This is a genomic window from Exiguobacterium sp. TDN 0502 (assembly GCF_050846835.1).
Classification (GTDB): domain Bacteria; phylum Bacillota; class Bacilli; order Exiguobacteriales; family Exiguobacteriaceae; genus Exiguobacterium_A.
Map to the genome: position 1 here is coordinate 1 of NZ_JBOZGJ010000013.1, position 22,787 is coordinate 22,787.

At 48.4% G+C, this 22,787-nt stretch carries 21 protein-coding genes; 13 read left to right on the forward strand and 8 right to left on the reverse strand.

Translation table 11 applies throughout. The annotated features are described in order from the left end of the window. Nucleotides 1-407 precede the first annotated feature (407 nt). The 7 genes from ACRPK8_RS12645 to dnaA all read right to left on the reverse strand — a co-directional run bounded on the left by ACRPK8_RS12645 (nt 408) and on the right by dnaA (nt 10,349). Nucleotides 408-1,451, reverse strand: coding sequence for an HD-GYP domain-containing protein (locus ACRPK8_RS12645; protein WP_432238536.1), 1,044 nt, complete (start codon nt 1,449-1,451; stop codon nt 408-410). 76 nt (nt 1,452-1,527) lie between these two features. Continuing rightward, nucleotides 1,528-4,140, reverse strand: coding sequence for a DNA gyrase subunit A (gene gyrA / locus ACRPK8_RS12650; RefSeq protein ID WP_432238537.1), 2,613 nt, complete (start codon nt 4,138-4,140; stop codon nt 1,528-1,530). 27 nt (nt 4,141-4,167) lie between these two features. Continuing rightward, on the reverse strand, nt 4,168-6,081 hold the full coding sequence (gene gyrB, locus ACRPK8_RS12655; RefSeq protein WP_432238597.1) for a DNA topoisomerase (ATP-hydrolyzing) subunit B: 1,914 nt from the start codon (nt 6,079-6,081) through the stop codon (nt 4,168-4,170). Nucleotides 6,082-6,091: 10 nt separating this feature from the next. Further along, on the reverse strand, nt 6,092-7,246 hold the full coding sequence (recF, locus tag ACRPK8_RS12660; RefSeq protein WP_023469866.1) for a DNA replication/repair protein RecF: 1,155 nt from the start codon (nt 7,244-7,246) through the stop codon (nt 6,092-6,094). Between the two features lies 1 nt (nt 7,247). Next, a complete protein-coding gene (gene yaaA / locus ACRPK8_RS12665; RefSeq protein WP_023469865.1) occupies nt 7,248-7,469 on the reverse strand; it encodes a S4 domain-containing protein YaaA in 222 nt (73 codons plus the stop codon). Between the two features lie 163 nt (nt 7,470-7,632). Beyond that, on the reverse strand, nt 7,633-8,766 hold the full coding sequence (dnaN, locus tag ACRPK8_RS12670) for a DNA polymerase III subunit beta (RefSeq protein ID WP_023469864.1): 1,134 nt from the start codon (nt 8,764-8,766) through the stop codon (nt 7,633-7,635). Nucleotides 8,767-8,957: 191 nt separating this feature from the next. Further along, nucleotides 8,958-10,349, reverse strand: a complete 1,392-nt coding sequence (gene dnaA, locus ACRPK8_RS12675; RefSeq protein ID WP_432238538.1) for a chromosomal replication initiator protein DnaA — start codon at nt 10,347-10,349, stop codon at nt 8,958-8,960. Nucleotides 10,350-11,086: 737 nt separating this feature from the next. On the opposite strand from dnaA, the gene rpmH reads away from it, so the two are divergent. The 8 genes from rpmH to ACRPK8_RS12715 all read left to right on the forward strand — a co-directional run bounded on the left by rpmH (nt 11,087) and on the right by ACRPK8_RS12715 (nt 18,564). Further along, nucleotides 11,087-11,221 carry a 50S ribosomal protein L34 gene (gene rpmH / locus ACRPK8_RS12680; protein ID WP_012371910.1) on the forward strand — a complete coding sequence of 45 codons (135 nt, stop codon included), beginning with the start codon at nt 11,087-11,089 and terminating at the stop codon, nt 11,219-11,221. Nucleotides 11,222-11,387: 166 nt separating this feature from the next. Further along, on the forward strand, nt 11,388-11,738 hold the full coding sequence (rnpA, locus tag ACRPK8_RS12685; protein WP_023469862.1) for a ribonuclease P protein component: 351 nt from the start codon (nt 11,388-11,390) through the stop codon (nt 11,736-11,738). 104 nt (nt 11,739-11,842) lie between these two features. Continuing rightward, a complete protein-coding gene (gene yidC, locus ACRPK8_RS12690; RefSeq protein ID WP_432238539.1) occupies nt 11,843-12,697 on the forward strand; it encodes a membrane protein insertase YidC in 855 nt (284 codons plus the stop codon). Nucleotides 12,698-12,844: 147 nt separating this feature from the next. After that, on the forward strand, nt 12,845-14,227 hold the full coding sequence (mnmE, locus tag ACRPK8_RS12695; protein WP_432238540.1) for a tRNA uridine-5-carboxymethylaminomethyl(34) synthesis GTPase MnmE: 1,383 nt from the start codon (nt 12,845-12,847) through the stop codon (nt 14,225-14,227). Between the two features lie 43 nt (nt 14,228-14,270). Then, nucleotides 14,271-16,160 (forward strand): tRNA uridine-5-carboxymethylaminomethyl(34) synthesis enzyme MnmG, encoded by a 1,890-nt coding sequence (mnmG, locus tag ACRPK8_RS12700; RefSeq protein WP_432238541.1) that lies wholly within the window; start codon nt 14,271-14,273, stop codon nt 16,158-16,160. Nucleotides 16,161-16,165: 5 nt separating this feature from the next. Beyond that, nucleotides 16,166-16,882, forward strand: a complete 717-nt coding sequence (gene rsmG, locus ACRPK8_RS12705) for a 16S rRNA (guanine(527)-N(7))-methyltransferase RsmG (RefSeq protein WP_432238542.1) — start codon at nt 16,166-16,168, stop codon at nt 16,880-16,882. A 48-nt stretch (nt 16,883-16,930) separates the two neighbouring features. Continuing rightward, the gene (noc, locus tag ACRPK8_RS12710; RefSeq protein ID WP_432238543.1) at nt 16,931-17,764 is read left to right on the forward strand and encodes a nucleoid occlusion protein; all 834 of its coding nucleotides are present in this window, start codon (nt 16,931-16,933) and stop codon (nt 17,762-17,764) included. A gap of 38 nt (nt 17,765-17,802) precedes the next feature. Next, nucleotides 17,803-18,564 (forward strand): ParB/RepB/Spo0J family partition protein, encoded by a 762-nt coding sequence (locus ACRPK8_RS12715; RefSeq protein WP_432238544.1) that lies wholly within the window; start codon nt 17,803-17,805, stop codon nt 18,562-18,564. Between the two features lie 40 nt (nt 18,565-18,604). Here ACRPK8_RS12715 and yyaC read toward each other — a convergent pair whose 3' ends face one another. After that, a complete protein-coding gene (gene yyaC, locus ACRPK8_RS12720; RefSeq protein WP_432238545.1) occupies nt 18,605-19,222 on the reverse strand; it encodes a spore protease YyaC in 618 nt (205 codons plus the stop codon). Nucleotides 19,223-19,405: 183 nt separating this feature from the next. On the opposite strand from yyaC, the gene ACRPK8_RS12725 reads away from it, so the two are divergent. From ACRPK8_RS12725 to ssb, 5 genes are all read left to right on the forward strand, one after another. Then, nucleotides 19,406-20,335: a mechanosensitive ion channel family protein gene (locus tag ACRPK8_RS12725; protein ID WP_432238546.1), complete on the forward strand. Its 930-nt coding sequence runs from the start codon at nt 19,406-19,408 to the stop codon at nt 20,333-20,335. Beyond that, complete coding sequence (locus tag ACRPK8_RS12730) at nt 20,307-20,495, forward strand: DUF951 domain-containing protein (RefSeq protein ID WP_432238547.1); 189 nt, start codon at nt 20,307-20,309, stop codon at nt 20,493-20,495. The genes ACRPK8_RS12725 and ACRPK8_RS12730 overlap by 29 nt, the downstream gene beginning before the upstream one ends. Before the next feature lie 230 nt (nt 20,496-20,725). Next, complete coding sequence (gene ychF, locus ACRPK8_RS12735) at nt 20,726-21,826, forward strand: redox-regulated ATPase YchF (RefSeq protein WP_432238548.1); 1,101 nt, start codon at nt 20,726-20,728, stop codon at nt 21,824-21,826. Between the two features lie 120 nt (nt 21,827-21,946). After that, on the forward strand, nt 21,947-22,234 hold the full coding sequence (gene rpsF / locus ACRPK8_RS12740) for a 30S ribosomal protein S6 (RefSeq protein WP_023469851.1): 288 nt from the start codon (nt 21,947-21,949) through the stop codon (nt 22,232-22,234). Between the two features lie 23 nt (nt 22,235-22,257). Further along, nucleotides 22,258-22,776, forward strand: a complete 519-nt coding sequence (gene ssb / locus ACRPK8_RS12745) for a single-stranded DNA-binding protein (protein WP_432238549.1) — start codon at nt 22,258-22,260, stop codon at nt 22,774-22,776. The last annotated feature ends 11 nt before the right edge of the window (nt 22,777-22,787 follow it).

Consider the following 22,787-nt stretch of genomic DNA (forward strand, 5'->3'; position numbering starts at 1 on the left):
CATGTATTAGGCACGCCGCCAGCGTTCGTCCTGAGCCAGGATCAAACTCTCCATGAAGTGTTTGACTTGCTCGTTGTTGTGACCGGAGTCACGATTGACGAAGCTTGCGCTTCATTCGTTTTTGTATTCCGTAGAATACGATTTTTGCCTCATCGTTCAGTTTTCAAAGTTCGTCCGCGCCTGTTTTGGCGACTCAATTAGAATACCAAGTCTGAAACTAGAAGTCAACAACTTTTTTGAAATTGTTTTTTTCGATTGTTTCAAGCGCTTGTCTTTGTTAAGGACATGTAATAATATAGCATGCTTATTGTTATTGCGCAACACTTTATTTAAATTTATTTTAAAAATCATGATAAAGCCTCTTAAGCATTCATTTATACGGCTTAAGAGGCTTTTCTTCTATTGGCTTAATCCATCAATTGAATGATGCTATGTTGTCGTTCTTCCATTAAATCAACGATGATCATTCGTCCCTGTTCTTCATACGAGATGACCGGACGATCGAAGACCGGATTCTTGCGAGCAATGACGGCAATCTTTCCGTTACTCATCAATGCGCGGTCACCGACTTCAATCGGCAACAGTAACTGACCGAGTAACAAGACATACTTAGAACAATACTGCATCGGACGTGCTTTTAAATGACGATAGGCATCATACGGCGTATATGCTTCTCGGTATGGACGCCAACTCGTCATGGCCGCAAAAACGTCTGCTACGATGAACAATCGGGAATGATCCGCAATTTTATCTCCCTTCACCTTTAAAGGATAACCGGATCCATCCAAGCGTTCGTGATGCTGGACGATCAGGCGATTCACGGTATCCGAGATGATTGTTTCTTTCTGCAACGCTTGATAGGCCATTGCCGGGTGACGCTGAAAAATCTCTTGCTGCATCGCTTCGTAGCGCTTCGTATGTCGCCACTCCATGATTCGCGCAAGTCCGTAATCCGCGAAATAAGACGCTGTCCATAATTCATGAATTAATTTTCGTTCCTTGCCGACCGCCTCTGCCAGCATTTGAGCAACTGCACCACGGTAGATAGCGTGACGGACCGTGTATGCTTCCGTTCCACGCTCGAGGAAGAACGGTAGAACATCTTGCCGCGTGATCCGGTCTGGAATGGACTGCTTGACCCAACTTAAGGCTTCATATACATTCGGTTTCATTCCCTGTTCCCATGACATGAACACCTTATTATAGGAACGAATGAATGCTTCAAACAGATGTTCCGTATGCGCCTCGACTACTGCCGTTTGTACCTGTTCCCCTTCAATCAGATCTGGTCGGTCCTCAATGACGACTTCCTTTATTAAAAAACGCTGAATCCGCCGTAACTCTTCCGTTCCGACTTTTTTTCCTGCTTCTACGATCGGATGATCCGTATGTAAGTAAATCGATTCCGTCAGACGATCCCCGATGCGTAATTGGTCACTTGCCACGCGCATATCGCTTCGTTCCTTTCTCTTCTTTCTATTATGTAGATAAAAACAGCAGAGTGATATCACCCTGCTGTTGTCTTACTTACTCTTCCGCTTCTTCTGAAGCATCCGATACGATTTGATTCTCTTCTGACACAATGTCTGCCTCTTCTTCCATTTCATCCGTCTCTTCTCGTTTCAGTTTCGCAACCGTTGCAACACGGTCACCTTCTTCAATCCGAATGACCTTCACCCCTTGGGTATTCCGGCCGACACGTGAAATGTATTGCGAATCTGTCCGAATGACGATACCGCTCTCTGTCATGATCATGATGTCATCGTCGACATCAACGATTCGCATGGCTACGATTTGACCGACACGGTCCGTTACCTTACTCGCGATCAATCCTTTACCACCACGAGACTGGCTACGGAACTCAGTCATCGGTGTTCGTTTGCCGAATCCTTTTTCCGTGATGACAAGAACATCTTGTGCATCGCGTGCAAGTTCCATCCCGACGACGAAATCGTCCGGACGCAGAGTCATTGCTTTAACACCACGAGCGCCGCGTCCCATCGAGCGAACATTTGCGATTGGGAAACGAATCGCTTTCCCGCTTGTCGAAACCGCAAAGACTTCATCGTCCGTCGATGCGAGACGAACAGATGTCAACTCATCATCTTCAAACAATCGAATCGCAATCAAACCATTTTTGTTGATCCGTGCGTAGGCAGACAACGGTGAACGCTTGACGCGTCCTTTACGTGTCATGAAGATCAATGATTTTTGTTCGTCTTGAACGACTTCTTCCGTTTCGAGCGTTTCTTCCGTCTCTTCGATTTCTCCATCTATCACCTCGACAGGTGCTTCAGCAGCTTGTTGCTCTTCGAGATAACGCTTGAAGTTGACCGGAATCATCGTCTCGACTTTTTCGTCACGCTCAATTTGAATGAGGTTGATGATTGGTACACCTTTTGATGTCCGGCTCATTTCCGGTACTTCGTATCCACGAATCCGGTAGACTTTTCCGCGGTTCGTAAAGAACAGAATCGTATCATGTGTCGAACAAGATAAGAGACGTGTAACGTAATCCTCATCGTTCGTTCCGATTCCTTGAACCCCACGTCCGCCGCGACGTTGTGTCCGGTACGAATCCGTCGTCATCCGTTTGATGTAACCACTGCTTGTCAACGTGATGATGATATCCTGTTCCGGAATCAAGTCTTCGTCTTCGAATTCGATATGATCCATCCGGATTTCCGTGCGACGTTCATCGTTGAAACGTTCCTTCAACTCTTCAAGTTCTGTCCGGATCAATTCAAGCAAGACTTCCTCACTGGCAAGGATGCGTTTCAGTTCCGCGATCAATTGCATGATTTCGTCATATTCTGCTTCAATCTTTTCCCGTTCAAGACCTGTCAGGCGTTGCAGACGCATATCGAGAATCGCTTGCGATTGTTTTTCGGATAACGCAAAACGCTCCATCAATTGCTCACGTGCTGCGTCCGCCGTCCGGTTGCCGCGGATGATTTGAATGACTTCATCCAAATGATCAAGCGCAATCCGTAAACCAGCGAGTAAATGCTCACGCGCTTCTGCTTTTTCGAGATCGAACTGTGTCCGGCGACGCACGATTTCTTTTTGATGCTCGAGGTAATGATAAAGCATTTCCTTAAGCGTCAACGTTTTCGGACGTCCGCCGACGATGGCTAGCATATTGACACCAAACGTTGTTTGCATCGATGTCTGTTTATACAAGTTGTTCAGGATGACGCTTGCGTTCGCATCGCGACGGATCTCCATGACGATCCGCATACCGCGGCGATCCGACTCATCGCGTAAGTCGGTAATGCCTTCAACCTTTTTCTCACGGACGAGATCGGCAATTTTCTCAACGAGACGGGCTTTGTTGACCTGATAAGGCAACTCCGTCACGATGATCCGTTCCCGGTCCTTCTTCGTCTGCTCGATTTCAGCCTTCGCACGGACGATGATCGACCCACGTCCTGTTTCATAAGCACGACGAATTCCGCTTCGTCCAAGAATTTCACCAGCTGTCGGGAAATCAGGTCCCGGAATGTGCTGCATCAATTCTTGAATCGTGATTTCCGGATCGTGCGATAGTGCTAAGACACCATCGATGACTTCGCCGAGCTGGTGCGGCGGAATGTTCGTTGCCATTCCGACTGCGATCCCGCTCGAACCGTTGACGAGTAAGTTTGGGAAGCGTGACGGTAAGACTTCAGGCTCTTGCTCCGAACCATCGTAGTTGTCTTTGAAATCAACTGTGTTTTTGTTGATATCGCGGACGATCTCCATCGCGATTTTTGACATACGGGCTTCCGTATATCGCATCGCTGCCGCCGAGTCCCCATCGACAGAACCGAAGTTTCCGTGTCCATCGACGAGTTCGTAACGGTAGCTGAAGTCTTGCGCCATGCGGACCATCGTGTCATAGACGGCAGAATCCCCGTGCGGGTGATACTTACCGATGACTTCCCCGACGATACGGGCAGACTTTTTATGTGGTTTATCGGCACGAATACCGAGGTCGTTCATCGCATAGAGAATCCGGCGGTGTCCGGGTTTTAAGCCGTCCCGTACGTCCGGAAGAGCACGTGCGACGATGACGCTCATCGCGTAGTCCATGAAGGACGTACGCATCTCTTGACTGATATTGATATCCTTGATGATTCCGTGATTTTGTTCGGACATGCTTCTGGCCACCCTCTCTGTTCAGCGTTAAATATCCAGGTTCTTGACGTAATGTGCGTGTGATTGAATGAAGTCGCGTCGTGGTTCGACCTGATCTCCCATCAAGATATCAAAGACTTCATCCGCTTCGATTGCATCTTGAAGCTCGACACGCAACATTTGACGACCACTTGGATCCATCGTCGTTTCCCAAAGTTGCTCCGGATCCATCTCTCCAAGACCTTTATAGCGCTGAATGTCGTACCGTGCGTTTTCAGGAAGCGCTGCGAGCGCCTCTGTCAATTCACGTTCGTTATGCACGTACGTGATGTTCTTCCCTTGTTTGATACCGTAAAGCGGTGGCTGAGCGATATAGACATACCCATGCTCGACAAGCGGACGCATGTATCGGTAGAAGAACGTCAATAAGAGTGTCCGGATGTGGGCACCATCGACGTCGGCATCGGTCATGATGATGACTTTGTGATAGCGTGCTTTTTCGATGTTGAACTCAGAACCGATGCTTGTCCCGAGTGCCGTGATGATCGTCCGGATCTCATTGCTTCCGAGAATCTTATCGAGACGTGCTTTCTCGACGTTCAGGATTTTACCGCGAATCGGTAAGATGGCTTGGAAATGACGATCGCGTCCTGATTTTGCAGAGCCACCCGCCGAGTCACCCTCGACGATGTACAATTCAGAAATCGATGCATCACGTGACGAACAGTCTGCCAGTTTACCTGGAAGGGAGCTGACTTCAAGAACACCTTTACGGCGTGTCAGTTCACGTGCTCGTTTTGCTGCCATCCGGGCGCGCGATGCCATCATTCCTTTTTCGACGATTGCGCGTGCGTTCGTCGGGTTCTCGAGCATGAACTGCTCAAATGCACCCGAGAAGAGCGAATCCGTGACCGTACGTGCGTCAGAGTTCCCGAGTTTCGTCTTCGTCTGTCCTTCGAACTGCGGGTTCGGGTGCTTGACGGAAACGATTGCGGTCATCCCTTCGCGCACGTCTTCACCGGATAACGTACCGTCTGCATCCTTCATCAGACCAAACTTCTTCGCGTAATCATTGATGACGCGTGTCAGAGCCGTCTTGAAGCCTGTCTCGTGCGTACCACCTTCATGTGTCGGAATGTTGTTCGTGAACGAGTAGATGTTTGACGCAAATCCGTCGTTGTATTGAAGTGCGACTTCGACTTCGATCCCGTCTTTTGATCCGTGTACGTAGACCGGTTCTGCGTGAACGACTTCTTTGGAACGGTTCAAGTGTTCGACATAGGATTTAATCCCACCTTCGTAGTGGAAGCTACGCGTCATCGGCTCATCGGCACGATCGTCCGTGATGACGATCTTTAATCCTTTGTTCAGGAAAGCGAGTTCCCGAAGGCGTGTCGCGAGTAAATCATAGTCATACTCGAGTGTCTCTTGGAAAATCTCACCGTCCGGGAAGAAACGAATCGTCGTTCCTGTCTCTTCCGACGTTCCGATGACTTCAAGATCTTGCGCTGGTACACCACGATGATACGCTTGGTAATACAGCTTTTCATTCCGTTTGACGAATACTTCGAGTTTCGTCGACAGGGCGTTAACGACCGAAGCCCCGACACCGTGTAATCCACCCGATACTTTGTATCCGCCGCCGCCGAACTTACCACCGGCGTGGAGAACTGTCAGGATGACCTCAACGGCAGGACGCCCCATCTTTTCTTGCGTGTCAACTGGAATACCGCGTCCGTTATCCTCGACTAAGATCGAGTTCCCTGGTTCAATCGTCACCTTGATCGTGTCACAGTACCCTGCAAGCGCCTCATCGATCGAGTTATCGACGATCTCCCATACGAGGTGATGGAGACCCTTTGATGCCGTCGAGCCGATATACATCCCTGGACGTTTACGTACTGCTTCTAATCCCTCAAGCACTTGAATCTGATCGGCACCGTATCCTTGTTCCAATTCCATATCTTCATGATTACTCATCGGTTTTCTCACCTACTGTTTCTTTATATGATGTCTCTTCCAAATCGACCGTTCCTTGTTTCACGTGGAACAACTTCGCTTGGTTGATCGTTTCATGCGCGATCCCGTCGACACTTGTCGTCGTCAGGATCGTCTGGACCTTTTGTTGCATCGTATCGAGCAAATGTGTCTGACGATGATCATCAAGCTCGGATAAGACATCGTCGAGCAGAAGAAGCGGATACTCTCCTACTTCTTCGTGAATCAATTCGATTTCCGCAAGCTTCAACGAGAGGGCTGCTGTCCGTTGTTGTCCTTGTGACCCGTACGTTTGAACGTTCCGTCCGTTGACCTCCATCTCGAAGTCATCGCGATGTGGACCGAACAACGTCACCCCTCTTCGGATTTCATTTTCTTTTATTTTACCAAACTTCCGCGTGTAGGACGCAGTCATTCCTTCGACATCGAGTAATTCGTCGCCGAATGTGTCCGAACGGTAGATGAGCGCGAGCTCTTCCTGTCCACGACTGATTCCGTCATGAATCGGTCGTGCCCATTTTTCGAGTTGGGCCATGAAATGATGACGACGCTGAACGATTTTAACGGCTAACGTAATCATCTGCTCCGTCAAGATATCAAGGAAGGTCTCGTCTCCTCCCTTCATGGACAGTTGCTTCAGCAGTGCGTTTCGCTGCTTCAGGACTTTCAGATACTGGCTCAATTCATGCAGATAGACCGGGCTGACTTGACCGATCTCCATATCGAGAAATCGTCGGCGGACTTGCGGACTGCCTTTGACGATGTGCAAATCTTCCGGGGCGAATAAAACGATGTTCAATGCCCCGACATAATCACTTAAGCGACGTTGCTCCAGATGATTCAACTTTGCCTTTTTCCCGCGACCCGAGATGACGATTTCCTGGACATGGGATCCTGTCCGTTTGACGACGCGTCCTTCGACGCGCGCTGTTTCCTGATCCCAGCCGATCAGTTCCTTATCATGCGTCGTCCGGTGCGACTTCGCGAGCGCAAGAACATAGATCGCTTCCAGTAAGTTCGTCTTCCCTTGTGCATTTTCACCAATCAGGACATTCGTTTTTTCGGAGAATGACAGTTCGAGTGCGTCATAGTTGCGATAATGACTAAGTCGGACTGAATCCAGCCGCACGTTAGTTGCCCTCGTTCTTGATGATGAACTGACCGTAGTCTTCTACATCAATGATGTCTCCATCCCGTAATTTACGACCACGTCGCTGATCGACTTCGCCGTTGACTAGAATCGGTACCTCTGCTAAAAACGGTTTGGCCTGTCCTCCGCTTGAGATGATATCCGATAGCTTCAAGAACTGTCCTAATGTGACATATTCCGTTGTAATTCTGATTTCTTGCATGGATTGACTCCTCCTACCTACATATTATAAATGACGTACTCTTTATTGTACTAAATATTGAACGATTTAGCAAAATCCCCGAACGTATATACGGTATACGAAAAAGACGGGTCCGATGTCGAAACGATCGAACCCGTCTTGTTACATGTTTCCTGCTGAATGCTTACGCCGTCCGGACTGGAAGAATCAGTTGCAGGACGTTATCTTGATCGACTGGATGCAAGATGAACGGACGAATCGAACCCGTGAACTGGATTTCGATATCTGTCGCGTCCAGTGCCTTTAAGGCATCCATCATGTACTTCGAGTTAAACGAGATTTTCAGCTCTTCTCCTTCGAGTGAGAGGATGCTGACTTGCTCTGAGACTTTCCCGACTTCTGGTGAATGGGAAGAGATCTCAACCGCTGTCGTTCCTTCAGCCGCAAACTTGATGACGTTATTACGGTCCTCACGCGCGAGCAGTGACGCCCGATCGATTGCTTGCAGCAATTCTTTTGCGTTCATGCGGACGGCTGTCCGGTACTCTTCTGGAATCAAACGTGATGTATCCGGATAGTTTCCGTCGAGCAGGCGCGAGAAGAACAACACATGTTTCATCTTGAACAAGATTTGTTGGTTCGTGATCGTGATATCCACATGACCATCCCCAAGCAGCTTCGATAATTCATTTAAGCTCTTCCCTGGAACGATGACGTTCTGGAACGAGATGTCCGTGTCTGTCTCGAACTGAGCACGACGGAGGGCAAGACGGTGGCTATCCGTCGAAACACACGTCAAGATACCTTTATCGGCTGAGAAGTTCACACCTGTGAGAACAGGGCGTGTTTCTTGAACAGCAACGGCAAAGCTCGTTTGGCGGATCATCGAACGTAAAAGATCAGCCGGTAAACGGAAACGTTGTCCCCCATCGACTTGTGGAAGACGTGGGAATTCATCTGGATCAAGACCGTTCAAATGGAATTCTGCTGTTCCCGACTGAATCCGTGTCATGAAGTTCGGTGAGACTTCGAGTGTGACTTCATCTTTTGGCATCTTTTTGACGATATCGCCGAAGAAGCGGGCATTCAAGACGACACTACCGGCACGGTGAACCGTGACGTATGACGTTCCATTCTCTTCTGCATAGATCGTCCGTTCAATCGAGATTTCTGTATCGCTTCCTGTCAGCGTCATTCCATCTCCATGAGCTTCGAGTTTGATCCCTGTCAGAATCGGAATCGTCGTGCGGGATGAGACCGCTTTGGCTACATCTTGTACTGCTTGAATTAAAGCTTCGCGTTGAATGGTGATATGCATATCGTCGTTAGACTCCTCTCGAAAATAATGGGCATGCGCCCATCATAACATAATAATATATTTTTTTAATAATAGTCTTAGGGGCTGTGGATAGTGTGGATAAGTCGGTGGATAACTTGATATAAAGCCAAAAACGGTGTGGATAAGTTGTGGATAACCACCCTACTTTATCCACATGTTTATCCACAGTTTCAGGAATGCTTCAATTCATGTTTGATTTGTTCGATGACTTTTCCTGTTTCACCATCTGATTTGATCAACATACTGATTTTTTCGTGGGCATGGATGACCGTCGTATGGTCGCGTCCCCCGAATTCTTCCCCGATCTTCGGTAAAGAGCTCTCTGTCATCTCACGCGAGAGATACATCGCGATTTGACGTGGGAAGGCAATCGATTTCGTCCGTTTCTTCGCTTTAAGGTCATCAAATGGTAAATTAAAGTGCTTACTGACCGACTCCTGGATGTCACGAATCGTGACTTTACGCGGTTCAGCGACTGGCATGATGTTATGCAGGGCTTCTGCGGCGACATTCGGATCGATCGGTCGCCCGACGAGATTCGCATAAGCGATGACACGGGTCAACGCCCCTTCGAGCTCGCGGATGTTCGTATCAATCTGACTCGCGATGTAGAGCATGACTTCGTTTGAGACATCAAGCTGCTCGGCATTCGCTTTTTTACGTAAAATCGCGATTCGCGTCTCGAGATCCGGTGGCGTGATATCTGTGATTAATCCCCACTCAAAACGTGACCGGAGACGATCTTCGAGCGTCGGAATCTCTTTTGGCGGCCGGTCGCTTGAGATGATGATTTGTTTTTGGTCGTTATGCAGCGCATTAAAGGTATGGAAAAACTCTTCTTGCGTCTGCTCTTTGCCCGCAAGAAACTGGATGTCATCAATTAAGAGAACATCGATGTTGCGGTATTTATTTCGAAACTCAACCGTCTTATTATCGCGGATGGAGTTAATGAAGTCATTTGTAAAGCGTTCAGAAGAGACATAGGCAATCCGTGTCCCGAGATTTTGATCTTGAACATACTGTCCGATGGCGTGCATCAGATGGGTTTTGCCAAGACCAACGCCACCGTAGATGAACAGCGGATTGTATGCTTTAGCAGGCGCTTCTGCAACAGCGAGTGAAGCGGCATGCGCAAAACGGTTCCCCGATCCGATGACGAATGTATCGAACGTATACTTCTCATTTAATTGCCCCAGTTCACTCATCGTCAGCTCGTCTGTTGGCTTACGCGTATTCGATGGACGCGATTTTGGAGCCGGTGTCGCTTCCGCCTGTTCCTCTTCTTGTCGATCAAGCATTTTTTTCGCTTGTCCCTCTTCAATGAACTGAATATCGAGTCGGCTTCCTGTCACTTCCTCAACCGTGTCTTCGAGTAAAGATAAGTACTGGCGCTCGAGCCATGTCACCGTAAATGCAGCCGGTGCTGAAACGAGTAATGTCGTTCCATTCAGCGTGACGCCTTCTGTGGATTTCAACCACATATCATAACTGGCTTTCGGTGTTCGTTCCTCTTCCTCGATCACAGATAAGACATTATGCCAAAGTTCGGCAGCGTTTTTCATAAATACCCCCCTTTTTTTATCAAGATAGAAAATTTTTGTACACAGGCTTATACACAGACAAAGTTAATGAAGAAACTCGACTTATCCCCATAACGTAAAAACTGTGGATAACGTTATCCACAGGCAGTTGAATCTGTGTATAAAGTTATCCACAGGGTGTGTATAACTTGTTTTGTCCTGAACAATCAGGATCATGTTATGCACAATTAGTGTATCAAAAGAAATGAGCTCTGGCAATGGTTGGAATGATTTATCCACAAGTAAATTAAACCGTCCACAGGTAGTTACCCACAAGCTGTGGATAGTGTGGATAAATTGTGGATAAGGAGTGGATAACTTTTCGAAAGAGGAAGCGTTGAAAAAGAGTTATTCACAAAATGCAAAAGAAGTCGAAAAAGGGAATCCCAAATCGAGGATTGACGTCGATTTTAAAAAATACTATTGTAGACGAAGTGAAGAGTTATCCACGGAAAGTGTGGATAATGTGGATAAGTCTGTGGATAGGTGGATAAGTCTATCATGCTGTTCTTTATGATCCAGTCGCATCCTATCGTGTAATAGAGTTTGCACAGTGGAATTCTATCGCCTGTTTTTGAAGGAACACTTCTTTAAACAGTGCGAGAAATCTTCCGAACTTTCATTGACAATGGCATAATCAGTTTATATAATGTACAAGACTGCCTTAAAGTAGAAAATAACAATTGGTTATAAAGATCTTTTAAAGGAGGTGCAGACGAATGAAACCAACTTTCAACCCAAACAACCGTAAGCGTAAAAAAGTTCACGGATTCCGTGCGCGTATGGCTACGAAGAGTGGCCGCCGTATCTTGGCTGCTCGCCGTCTTAAGGGCCGCAAAGCCTTGACTGTCTAATGCATTGATGCATCCATCACTTCGGGCATGATCCGAGGTGATTTTTTTTATGTTTTTTTAGTGTGTTCGTGCTTTTGTCACATGCGCCCTATCGCGTCGCATGTTTATTCTATGATATGATGAAAGACGACGAATTTTCGTAGTGTCAGGATGGAGTGTGAATAAGGTGAAGAAGGAATACCGCGTCAAGAAAGACAAGGAGTTCCAAGCGGTGTTTACTAAAGGAGCCTCTGTCGCAAATCGGCAATTTGTCGTGTATGCCTTGAAAAAGGAGCAACAGACTCACTTTCGGGTTGGTTTATCCGTCAGCAAGAAAATCGGGAATGCCGTCGTCCGGAATCAGGTGAAGCGGTATCTTCGGGAAGCATGCCAGCAGCATGAGGCCTCGATTGCCCCGAATTATGATTTGGTGATCATCGCGCGCAATCCGGCCGCTAAGATGACCGCGCAAGAAGTGGCTGACAGTCTCCGTCACGTCCTCAAACGTTCCGGTGTCTGGATGCGATCAAAAAAATGAATCGTAGCAATGCATCCTGTTGATTTGTACGGCGCTCCCTTTCCTTGCCTTACTATAGAAGAAGATGGCGTTCGACAAAGCGTAAACAATTTCTAGGAGGAATTATGAACAAGAGAACTAAGATTTGGTTAACTCTCGGACTCATGTCCGTGCTCGCGATCGTGTTATCCGGTTGTACACCTAGCACATACGGTACTGGTGAACCGATCACAGCAGACACAGAAGGTTTTTGGAAACATTACTTCGTTTGGCCGATGGCGTGGTTGATTCGTGAGATTTCACAGTTCTTTAGCGGTGATTACGGTATCGGAATCATCATCACGACACTTCTCGTTCGTCTTGTCATCCTTCCATTGATGATCAAACAAACGAAGAGTATGGGTGGGATGCAAGTCATCCAGCCTGAAATGATGAAGCTTCGTGAGAAATACAGCTCAAAAGACCAAGAGACGCAACAGAAATTGCAACAGGAAATGATGAAACTCTATCAAGAGCACAACGTCAACCCGCTTGCTGGCTGTTTGCCGATCTTGATCCAAATGCCGATTTTGATCGCATTCTACAACGCGATCATCTATACACCGGCTATTTTCCAACATACGTTCCTCTGGTTCGATCTTGGGAAACCGGATCCGTACTTCATCTTGCCAATCATGTCTGCGGTACTGACGTATCTGCAACAAAAGATTTCGATGGCAGGTCAAGAAGACAATCCACAAATGAAAATCATGCTCTATGTCTTCCCGATTATGATCTTCGTCATGGGGGTTACGCTCCCATCTGCCCTTTCGCTTTATTGGGTCGTCGGTTACATCTTCTCGATCATCGTCACGATCGTCATCATGAAGCCGATGCGTGAAAAGATTAAGTTGCAGACGGAAGCAACACTTGCAGCGAAACGCGACAAGGAAGCGGCGCAAGCAGCTCCGGCTCCTAAAAAATCGAAAAAGAAACGCTGATACGTGAAGAGCGACGCTTTGTTTTGACAGAGTGTCGCTCTTTTTCTTTTGCGTCATTTCGTGTATAGTTGTTTCGTTATACCCATTGCAACGATTAAGGATTGAACACGTATACAAAGACAGAAGAAAAACGAGGTGGAAGAACGGATGATGGAATTTGATACGATTGCTGCGATTTCGACGCCGATGGGAGAAGGGGCGATTGCGATCGTGCGCTTATCCGGTCCGGATGCAGTTGCTGTAGCCGACCGTGTCTATAAAGGATCTAACCGCTTGACGGAAGTACCGACCCATACGATTCATTACGGGAAATTGGTCGACCACGAGGCGGACCGTGTCGTTGATGAAGTAATGGTGAGTGTCATGCGCGCACCAAAGACGTTTACACGTGAAGATGTCATCGAATTGAATTGTCATGGAGGAGTCGTCGCGGTCAATCGTGTCCTCGAACTCATCCTCGCCCAACCGGAAGTCCGGTTGGCGGAGCCTGGTGAATTCACGAAACGTGCGTTCTTGAACGGACGAATCGATTTGTCACAGGCAGAAGCCGTCATGGATCTCATCCGGGCGAAGACGGACCGAGCGATGCATGTCGCGGTCAGTCAAATTGAAGGACGACTCTCGAAACTCGTCCAAGATTTACGACAACAACTGTTGCAGACGATCGCTGCGATCGAAGTCAACATTGATTATCCGGAATATGATGCAGAAGAGATGACGCAACAGATTGTCGAACGCGACGCGGGTGCCGTCCGTGCGATCCTTTCGGAGTTATTAACAACGGCACGGCAAGGGAAAATCTTGCGCGAAGGGTTATCCACAGCCATCATCGGTCGTCCGAACGTCGGCAAATCGTCATTGCTCAACACATTGGTGCAAGAAGCAAAGGCTATCGTCACGGATATTGCGGGAACGACACGCGATACGATCGAGGAATATGTCAACGTTCGTGGCGTACCGTTAAAGTTGATTGATACGGCAGGAATTCGGGAGACAGAGGACATCGTCGAACGAATGGGTGTCGAAAAGTCACGTCAGGCGTTAAAGACGGCCGATTTAATCTTACTCGTCTTAAACGGAAACGATGTCTTGACGGATGAGGACGTCTTGCTGTTTGAAGCGATCAAAGGAATGAATGCGATCATCATCGTCAACAAGAGTGACCTAGCACAACAGATTGATTTGGCGCGTGTCACGGAACTTGCCGATGGTCGACCAATCGTTACGACATCCTTGCTCGAAGAAGCAGGCGTCAACGATCTTGAAGCGGCGATTGCGAGTTTATTCTTTGAACAGGGTGTCGAGAGTCAGGATATGACATACGTCTCGAATGCCCGGCATATCCAGCTGATTAAACGGGCGAGTCAAATGATTGAAGATGCGCTCGGTGCAGCAGAAGCGGCGATGCCGATTGATATGGTACAGATTGATTTACGACGAGCGTGGGATACGCTTGGCGAGATCAATGGAGATACAGCACAGGATAGTTTATTGGATCAGTTGTTTTCGCAGTTCTGTCTCGGGAAATAATTCAAGACGACTGCGTGTGGAATAAGAAGGAGGAACCAGTACTATGGCTTATCAAGCAGGTGAATTCGACGTCATCGTCGTCGGAGCCGGACATGCCGGCATCGAAGCCTCTCTTGCTGCGGCACGAATGGGCTCGAAAACGGTCATGTTGACAATGAATCCCGATATGGTCGGATTCATGTATTGCAACCCGTCGATCGGTGGTCCTGCAAAAGGGATCGTCGTCCGGGAAATCGATGCGCTCGGTGGCGAAATGGCACGCGCGATCGATGCGACGTATATTCAAATGAAAATGTTGAACACGTCAAAAGGTCCAGCCGTGCGGGCGCTACGGGCACAGGCGGATAAATTCGAATACCAAAACCGAATGAAAAAAGCGCTCGAAGATGAGCCGAATCTGCTCTTGCGTCAAGCGCTCGTCGAACGGTTGTTGATCGATGACGAAGGACGTTGCGTTGGTGTCGTCACGAATACAGGGGCGGAATACCGAGCAAAAGCGGTTGTCATCACGACAGGAACGTTCATGCGCGGAAAAATCATCATCGGTGAATTGTCTTACGAGAGTGGTCCGAACAATCAGATGCCATCGATCAATCTATCGAAACATCTCGAGGAACTCGGATTTGAACTCGCACGCTTCAAGACAGGGACACCACCACGAATCGACGGGAAAACGATTGATTACTCGAAGACAGAAATCCAACCAGGTGACGAAGTAGCGCTTCCGTTTAGTCATGAAACGACACAAATGATCACGGAACAGATCCCATGCTGGTTGACGTATACGACGGAGTATACGCATCAATTGATCGATGCGAACCTGCACCGTTCCCCGATGTTCTCCGGAATGATCAAAGGAACGGGTCCACGTTATTGCCCATCGATCGAAGATAAGGTCGTCCGGTTCAACGATAAACCACGTCACCAAATCTTCCTTGAGCCAGAAGGTCGCGATACGGAAGAAGTCTACGTCCAAGGGTTATCAACAAGCTTGCCGGAAGACGTCCAACACGATATTCTCCGCTCGATTCCGGGTCTTGAGAATTCAGAAATGATGCGTCCCGGTTATGCGATCGAATACGATGCCGTCATTCCGACACAACTTTGGCCGACGCTTGAGACAAAACGTGTTCCTGGTTTATTCACAGCGGGTCAAATCAACGGGACAAGTGGTTATGAGGAAGCAGCAGGACAAGGGATCGTGGCAGGAATCAATGCCGGCCTACAAGTCCAAGGCAAGGAACCACTCATCTTGTCACGTTCACAAGGCTATATCGGTGTCATGATTGATGATCTCGTCACGAAAGGTACGAACGAACCGTACCGTCTCTTGACGTCACGTGCCGAGTACCGGTTGTTGCTCCGTCATGATAATGCGGATCTTCGTCTGTCGGAAATCGGACATGAACTCGGATTGATTTCGGAAGAACGTCAAGCGAAGTTACTCGACAAACAAGAGCAAATTCGTCTTGAGATGAAACGTCTTGAAAAGGTCGTCATCAAAGCGACACCAGACGTGAATGCACAGCTCGAAGCCATTGGTGCATCACCACTCAAGGAAGCGTTACATGCGATCACGTTACTGAAACGTCCGGAAATCACGTATGCGATGATTGCCCAAATGATACCACCGGAAACACCATTGTCTGCAGAAGCAGCAGAACAAGTCGAAATCCAAGTCAAATATGCCGGCTACATCGATAAACAACTCGATCAAGTCGAGAAAATGATGCGGATGGAGCAAAAACGGATTCCCGATCGTCTCGATTACGATGCGATCAGTGGATTAGCGATTGAAGCGAAACAAAAACTAAACCAAGTGCGTCCGCTCTCGATCGGACAAGCATCCCGGATCTCAGGGGTTAACCCTTCTGATATCTCGATCCTGCTTGTTTATATCGAACAAGGCCAATACGCATTGACTGCGGAGTGAACGAGATGAACCAACAGCAATTCGTAACAGCATTGGCAGCACAGGGACTTGAGGTCTCAGAACAGCAGTTGCATCAATTCAAGCGGTACTATGAACTACTCGTCGAGTGGAATGAAAAGATGAACCTGACGGCGATCACGGACGAAGAAGGTGTTTATCTCAAGCACTTCTATGACTCGATCACGGCAGCGTTCTACTTCGACTTCACGACAGTCGAGACCGTCTGTGACGTTGGAGCAGGTGCCGGATTCCCGAGTCTACCGATCAAAATCATGTTCCCGCACCTGAAAGTGACGATCATCGATTCGCTGAACAAACGAATCGGCTTCCTCAATCATTTGGCGACGGAACTCGGACTCGAAGGTGTCGCGTTCCATCATGGACGCGCCGAAGAGTTCGGGAAAAACAAACAATTCCGCGAACGGTTCGACGTCGTGACAGCACGTGCGGTCGCCCGGATGTCCGTTCTCGCGGAATATTGCCTACCGCTTGCGAAAGTCGGTGGACAATTCGTTGCCTTGAAGGCAGCGAAAGTCAGTGAAGAGCTCGAGGATGGTGCGATTGCCTTAAAAGTACTCGGTGGGAATTTACGGGAAAGTTTCCAGTTCCAATTGCCAGGCGAGGAAAGTGAGCGTAATATCGTTATTGTAGATAAAAAACGAACAACACCCGGGAAATATCCGCGTAAAGCGGGTACACCTGCGAAAGATCCATTAAGCTAAACACCGTTTCACGTGAAACGATGACTGATAAAGGTGAGGTGCGCCAACGTGAGAAATGCAATTGCCAAACTGCTCGGTAAACCTGCTACGATCGAGCTTGACCCACAAGAGACGGTTCAGGAATTACCATTGACAGAACTTGTCGCGAACCAGTTCCAGCCACGGACCGTGTTTGATGGAGAACGTATCGAGGAATTAGCCGCTACGATTGAGGAGCACGGTTTGCTCCAGCCGATCGTCGTTCGAAAACAAGGAACAGGATACGAAATCATTGCCGGAGAACGACGGTACCGGGCAGTGCGCTCGCTTGGCTGGGAAACGATTCCTGCTATCGTCAAAGAGATGACGGACGAGACGACTGCTTCCTTGGCATTGATTGAAAATCTGCAACGCGAGGATCTGACACCGATCGAGGAAGCGGAAGCTTACGAACGGCTGCTTGCGTTACAGGGAATTACGCAGGAAGTGTTAGCCCGTAAGCTTGGGCGTAGTCAGTCAACGATTGCCAACAAATTGCGTTTACTCCGATTGCCAACGGATGTCCGGGAGGCATTGAAGCAACGGACGATCACGGAACGTCACGCGCGTGCGTTACTGCCACTCAAGGATGAAGCGTTGCAGGTAACGGTACTCGCTGAAATTCTCGAACGGGAATGGAACGTCAAAGAGACGGAGCGCCGGGTCGAACGGTTGATGACACCACAACCACCGAAGAAAAAGCGTCATAAGAGTTTTGCTCGAGATACTCGAATTGCGTTGAATACCCTTCGCGATTCGGTTGATATGATCGAACAGACCGGACTGACGATCGAAAAAGAAGAAGTCGATTGTGAAGACTATGTAGAGGTGCGAATTCGCATCGTGAAGGCACGTCCGGAATAAGCGGTCGTGCCTTCCGCTACGTTTAGGAGAGAAGGCAAGTGAATGAATTACCTGTTCGGGCGATTCGCCCGAATCCGACTCAACCTCGGAAACGATTTAATGAAAAAGCATTAGAAGAACTGGCGCAATCGCTCGTCCGGCATGGGATGATCCAGCCGATCGTCGTTAGGCCACGTGATGGCTATTATGAGATCATCGCTGGTGAACGGCGTTATCAGGCGGCAAGCCGCGCAGGATTCGAACGTGTACCGGTTCTTGTGATCGAAGCGGACGAGACGCGCGTGATGGAACTCGCCTTGATCGAAAACATCCAACGGGCGGATTTATCGGCGATTGAAGAAGCGATGGCGTATGCGGAGATGATCGAGGAGTTCGGTATTACACAAGCAGAACTGGCGCAACGTGTCGGGAAAAGTCGTTCGCACATCACGAACAGTCTTCGGTTGTTGCAGTTGCCATTGCTCGTCCAACACGCTGTAATGGATGAACGATTGTCAATGGGACATGCACGGGCACTCCTTTCCCTGAAGCATCCGAAGAAGATTGAACAGATGGCGGAACGCGTCATGGCAGAGAACTGGAATGTCCGTCGTTTGGAGCAGGCCCTTCGGGAACGCAAGGAAGCAGTACGTCCGCAACAAGCGACAGCCGTTCAGTTCGTCGAAGAGTCGCTTCGCGAAAAATACGGCGCGACAGTGCGGATCAAACAGGGCAAACAAGCAGGAAAACTAGAAATCGATTTTACGGATGAAGATGATTTGAACCGGTTGCTTGACTTATTGTTGCCGGAAGAAGAGTAACGAAAAAGAAGCGATCCGGTCATGGAACGCTTCTTTTTTGTTAGATCGAGCGCGGCGTGAAGGAAATCGTCGTCCGGGTCGACTCAGCCGACAACTTCGTATCGAGCAGATGGAAACTGTTCGCGACGAGTTCAGCGAGTTCATAGACGAGATGTAACCGCGTATTTTGAAGAATCATCATTTCCATGAAACCACTGACGTTAACGACCGCCTTAATGTTGAAATCACCAACAGCAGGCAGTTCTTTTTGAACACCAGCGCCGGGAGCGAGTGGCCCTTCGGAGAAAAAGACATGACCGACACTTGAGAGCCGACCGAGACAGGCGTCGATCGCAATGACGAGTGGACGGTAATGGGTCGTTTGAATCGAGTGGATGGTTTCGGCGAGATTCAACGCGTGAACCGGTTTCGCGAGCGTTCCATAGACATGGAGATGAGCGGGTGCCTGCTTTTCAAGAAACGTTCCGACGAGAGGACCGAGTGAATCACCCGTCGAACGATCCGAACCGATACAGACAAGTACGATGGGACGTTTTTCCTGTACAGCGGAGACTTGTTCGAATAATTGTTCAGCTAAGCGTTCTTTCGCGAACGGTTCCGTATATTCTAAAAAGAAAGAATAGGGCTTTGGCTCGTGCGAATGAAAGCGGAAATTCATCGAAATCATCCTTTCTTCTCTTGATGTCGGTGTCGTGGTGGATTGGCAAGAGTGAAGGGGTCTTAGATGATTTTCCTTTCCCGGTTTTTTCGGAAATCTAACGTCGAAATAGGTTCTTTGGTTGAAACTCAACTAAAATCACGTATACTGTCGTAATAGAGAGAACAAGAAAGGATGGAGAGAATGGCTACCAATCAAGATGTACAAGAGTCCGTCGCCCAAGTCGATAAATTAATCAATCAAGTGATGGATGCGGACATGTGGATTCGTTTTGGGATGAAATTGCTGATTGCGCTCATCATCGTCGCAGCGTTCTATGTTTTAACGCGCGTTTTGACTGGGGCAGTCTCACGTCTCTTTACGATCAGGAAAATCAATGAGCAGGATTATCTCGCGCAGCGGCAGAATGAGACGTTATTGAAGCTACTTCAAAACGCGATCCGTTATGTGCTTGGAATCGTCATGTTGTTGACGGTGCTCAGTCAATTCGGTATCAACATCACCGGTCTCGTCGCCAGTGCCGGAATCGCCGGTCTTGCGATTTCGTTCGGTGCGAAGAACTTGGTGCAAGATATCATTACCGGAGCGTTCATCATCTTCGAACGCCAGTTTAAAGTCGGAGATTATGTACGGGTCGGTGTGATTGAAGGTGTCGTGACGGAACTCGGAATCCGGACGACGAAGCTCAAAGGACTCACTGGTGAGATTCACATCATTCCGAACGGGCAAATTTTACAAGTGACGAACTACTCGGTGGATAATAGTTTTGCGCTCGTCGACGTTCAAGTGTCCTATGACGAGGATCTCGAACGTGTGGAACAAGTCTTGCATGAGATTGCGGATCGTACGACGAAGAAGTACGCCGATATGTTCATCGAACCGATTCAGATGCTCGGCGTTCAGACGCTCGGACCGTCTGAAGTCGTCTATCGTTTGATGGCGGAAGTACCACCAATGCAACATTTCCAAGCCGGTCGTCTGATTCGCAAGGAACTGAAACAAGGATTAGAAGCAGAACACATCATGGTTCCGTATCCTCGGATGGTCATGATGAATTCAGAACAGAAGAATGGTGGACAGACCGATGACTCCCAAAACGTATCAGCTCCATGATTATGTTGAAATGAAAAAACAGCATCCATGTGGCACGAACCGATGGCAAATCATCCGGGTCGGGATGGATATCCGAATCAAGTGTCAAGGTTGCGGTGCCAGCATCTTGATGCCACGCCGTGATTTTGACAAACGGTTGAAAAAAGTCTTACCAGAATGATAGGAAGCGGATCGGATCCTTGTGGTCGGATCCGTTTTTTTTAGTTGTCTTGTGTAAGCGGAGCAGTTGTGTTCGTTTCGAGTATGATTAAAAAAGACGGTCGAGCTCCTTGCTTAAAAAAATTGAACTATCTATAATTGTGAAAGATGTGCTGACGTGGTGTAATCAATCTACCCACTGCGGCCGCTAGCACGGATTTCCTAGGAAATACCGAAAAGGAGGAATTCCAAGTGGGATTAACAGCAGGAATCGTTGGCTTACCAAACGTAGGAAAATCAACACTTTTTAACGCGATCACACAAGCAGGTGTCGAGGCAGCGAACTATCCGTTCGCAACAATCGACCCGAACGTCGGTGTCGTCGAAGTACCGGACGCACGTCTTCGGAAATTGACGGAACTCGTCAACCCGAAAAAGACGATCCCGACAGCATTCGAATTTACAGATATCGCAGGTATCGTAAAAGGAGCATCTAAAGGGGAAGGACTCGGTAATAAGTTCCTCGCGAACATCCGTGAGGTCGATGCGATTTGTCAGGTCGTACGTTGTTTCGTAGATGAGAACATCACACACGTTTCAGGAAAAGTTTCGCCGATCGATGATATCGAGACGATCAACCTCGAATTGATCCTTGCTGACCTCGAGCAGGTCGAAAAACGGATCCAGCGTGTCCAAAAACAAGTCAAGGCACGCGATAAGAGTGCTGCAGCGGAACTGGAGGCACTTGAAATCGTTCAAGCGTTGCTCGAAGACGAAAAACCAGCACGTCTCGCTGAATTGACAGACGATCAGGCGGCGCTCGTCAAACACTTCCAGTTGTTGACGATGAAACCGATGCTGTACGTTGCAAACGTTGGTGAAGATGAAGTGGCGGACGCAGATAACAACGAAAATGTCCGTCTCGTCCGTGAATTCGCAGAAAAAGAAGGTTCGGAAGTCATCGTCATCTGTGCCCGCATCGAAGAGGAAATCGCTGAACTCGAGCCAGAAGAGCGCCAAGAGTTCCTCGTCGATCTCGGAATCGAAGAATCAGGTCTTGATCAATTGATCCATGCGGCTTACAGCACGCTTGGTCTTGCGACCTACTTCACTGCAGGTGAAAAGGAAGTACGCGCTTGGACGTTCAAAAAAGGGATGAAAGCCCCACAATGTGCGGGTGTCATCCACTCGGACTTCGAACGCGGATTCATCCGTGCAGAAGTCGTCGCGTACGAAGATTTAGCAGCTGCAGGCAACATGGCGACCGTCAAGGAACAGGGACGTTACCGTTCAGAAGGTAAGGAATATGTCTTCCAAGACGGCGATGTCGTCACATTCCGCTTCAACGTCTAATCCAGAACGAATCGTTATTGCATAAAGCAAAATACTTTGGTAGTATTAACGAATGTGAGTAATGAATTATTGCTCCTTGCTCGAACATTCGAGCCGCCAGTCCAAGAGGAGGTGACAGATATGCGTAAATACGAAGTACTTTACATCATCCGTCCGGAACTTGATGAGGAAGCACGCAAAGCAACAGTGGAGCGTTTCAACAAAGTCCTCACTGATAACGGTGGTACAGTTGATAAAACAACTGAAATGGGTAAACGTCGTTTCGCTTACGAAATCAATGATATGCGTGAAGGGTTCTACGTTCTTCTTAACGTTTCTGCTGAACCAGCAGCTACAAAAGAACTTGACCGTCTCATGAAAATCAGTGACGATATCGTTCGCTTAATGATCACAAAAGACGAGAAATAAGCTGAAACAGGAGAGTGATTCTGATGATTAACCGCGTCGTTTTAGTCGGTCGGTTAACTCGTGACCCGGAAATGCGTTATACGCAGAGCGGGATTGCGGTAACGCGATTCACACTCGCATGTGACCGTCCTTTCACAGGGCAAGATGGGAAGCGAGAAGCTGATTTCATCGATTGCGTCGTCTGGCGCAAGCAGGCAGAGAACGTTGCTCAGTATTTGAAGAAGGGTAGTCTTGCTGGTGTAGAGGGTCGCCTCCAGATTAGCAGCTACGACGATAAAGAAGGGCAACGCCGTTATCGTGCGGAAGTCGTCGCTGATAGCGTCCGCTTCCTTGAATCACGCAACGCGAGCCGTTCTTCGGATAGTAGCGAAGGCTACGCTTCATCTACTGGTGGAAACGGGAATGCTGCAGGATGGGGTTCACAGCAACAGCAGAACAACTCTTCCTCGCCAGCACCCGCTTCATCGAATTCGGGCTTCGGCGCTGATCCGTTCAGCGGCGGTAGTTCGATCGACCTTTCAGACGACGATCTCCCGTTCTAAGGGAATCGTCC

Excerpts from the sequence above, each read along its gene's own strand:
- ACRPK8_RS12645 (WP_432238536.1), bottom strand. The coding sequence starts at position 1,451 with ATGCGCGTGGCAAGTGACCAATTACGCATCGGGGATCGTCTGACGGAA.
- gyrA (WP_432238537.1), bottom strand. The coding sequence starts at position 4,140 with ATGTCCGAACAAAATCACGGAATCATCAAGGATATCAATATCAGTCAA.
- gyrB (WP_432238597.1), bottom strand. The coding sequence starts at position 6,081 with ATGGAATTGGAACAAGGATACGGTGCCGATCAGATTCAAGTGCTTGAG.
- yaaA (WP_023469865.1), bottom strand. The coding sequence starts at position 7,469 with ATGCAAGAAATCAGAATTACAACGGAATATGTCACATTAGGACAGTTC.
- dnaN (WP_023469864.1), bottom strand. The coding sequence starts at position 8,766 with ATGCATATCACCATTCAACGCGAAGCTTTAATTCAAGCAGTACAAGAT.
- dnaA (WP_432238538.1), bottom strand. The coding sequence starts at position 10,349 with ATGAAAAACGCTGCCGAACTTTGGCATAATGTCTTATCTGTGATCGAG.
- rpmH (WP_012371910.1), top strand. The coding sequence starts at position 11,087 with ATGAAACCAACTTTCAACCCAAACAACCGTAAGCGTAAAAAAGTTCAC.
- yidC (WP_432238539.1), top strand. The coding sequence starts at position 11,843 with ATGAACAAGAGAACTAAGATTTGGTTAACTCTCGGACTCATGTCCGTG.
- mnmE (WP_432238540.1), top strand. The coding sequence starts at position 12,845 with ATGATGGAATTTGATACGATTGCTGCGATTTCGACGCCGATGGGAGAA.
- mnmG (WP_432238541.1), top strand. The coding sequence starts at position 14,271 with ATGGCTTATCAAGCAGGTGAATTCGACGTCATCGTCGTCGGAGCCGGA.
- rsmG (WP_432238542.1), top strand. The coding sequence starts at position 16,166 with ATGAACCAACAGCAATTCGTAACAGCATTGGCAGCACAGGGACTTGAG.
- yyaC (WP_432238545.1), bottom strand. The coding sequence starts at position 19,222 with ATGAATTTCCGCTTTCATTCGCACGAGCCAAAGCCCTATTCTTTCTTT.
- ACRPK8_RS12725 (WP_432238546.1), top strand. The coding sequence starts at position 19,406 with ATGGCTACCAATCAAGATGTACAAGAGTCCGTCGCCCAAGTCGATAAA.
- ACRPK8_RS12730 (WP_432238547.1), top strand. The coding sequence starts at position 20,307 with ATGACTCCCAAAACGTATCAGCTCCATGATTATGTTGAAATGAAAAAA.
- rpsF (WP_023469851.1), top strand. The coding sequence starts at position 21,947 with ATGCGTAAATACGAAGTACTTTACATCATCCGTCCGGAACTTGATGAG.
- ssb (WP_432238549.1), top strand. The coding sequence starts at position 22,258 with ATGATTAACCGCGTCGTTTTAGTCGGTCGGTTAACTCGTGACCCGGAA.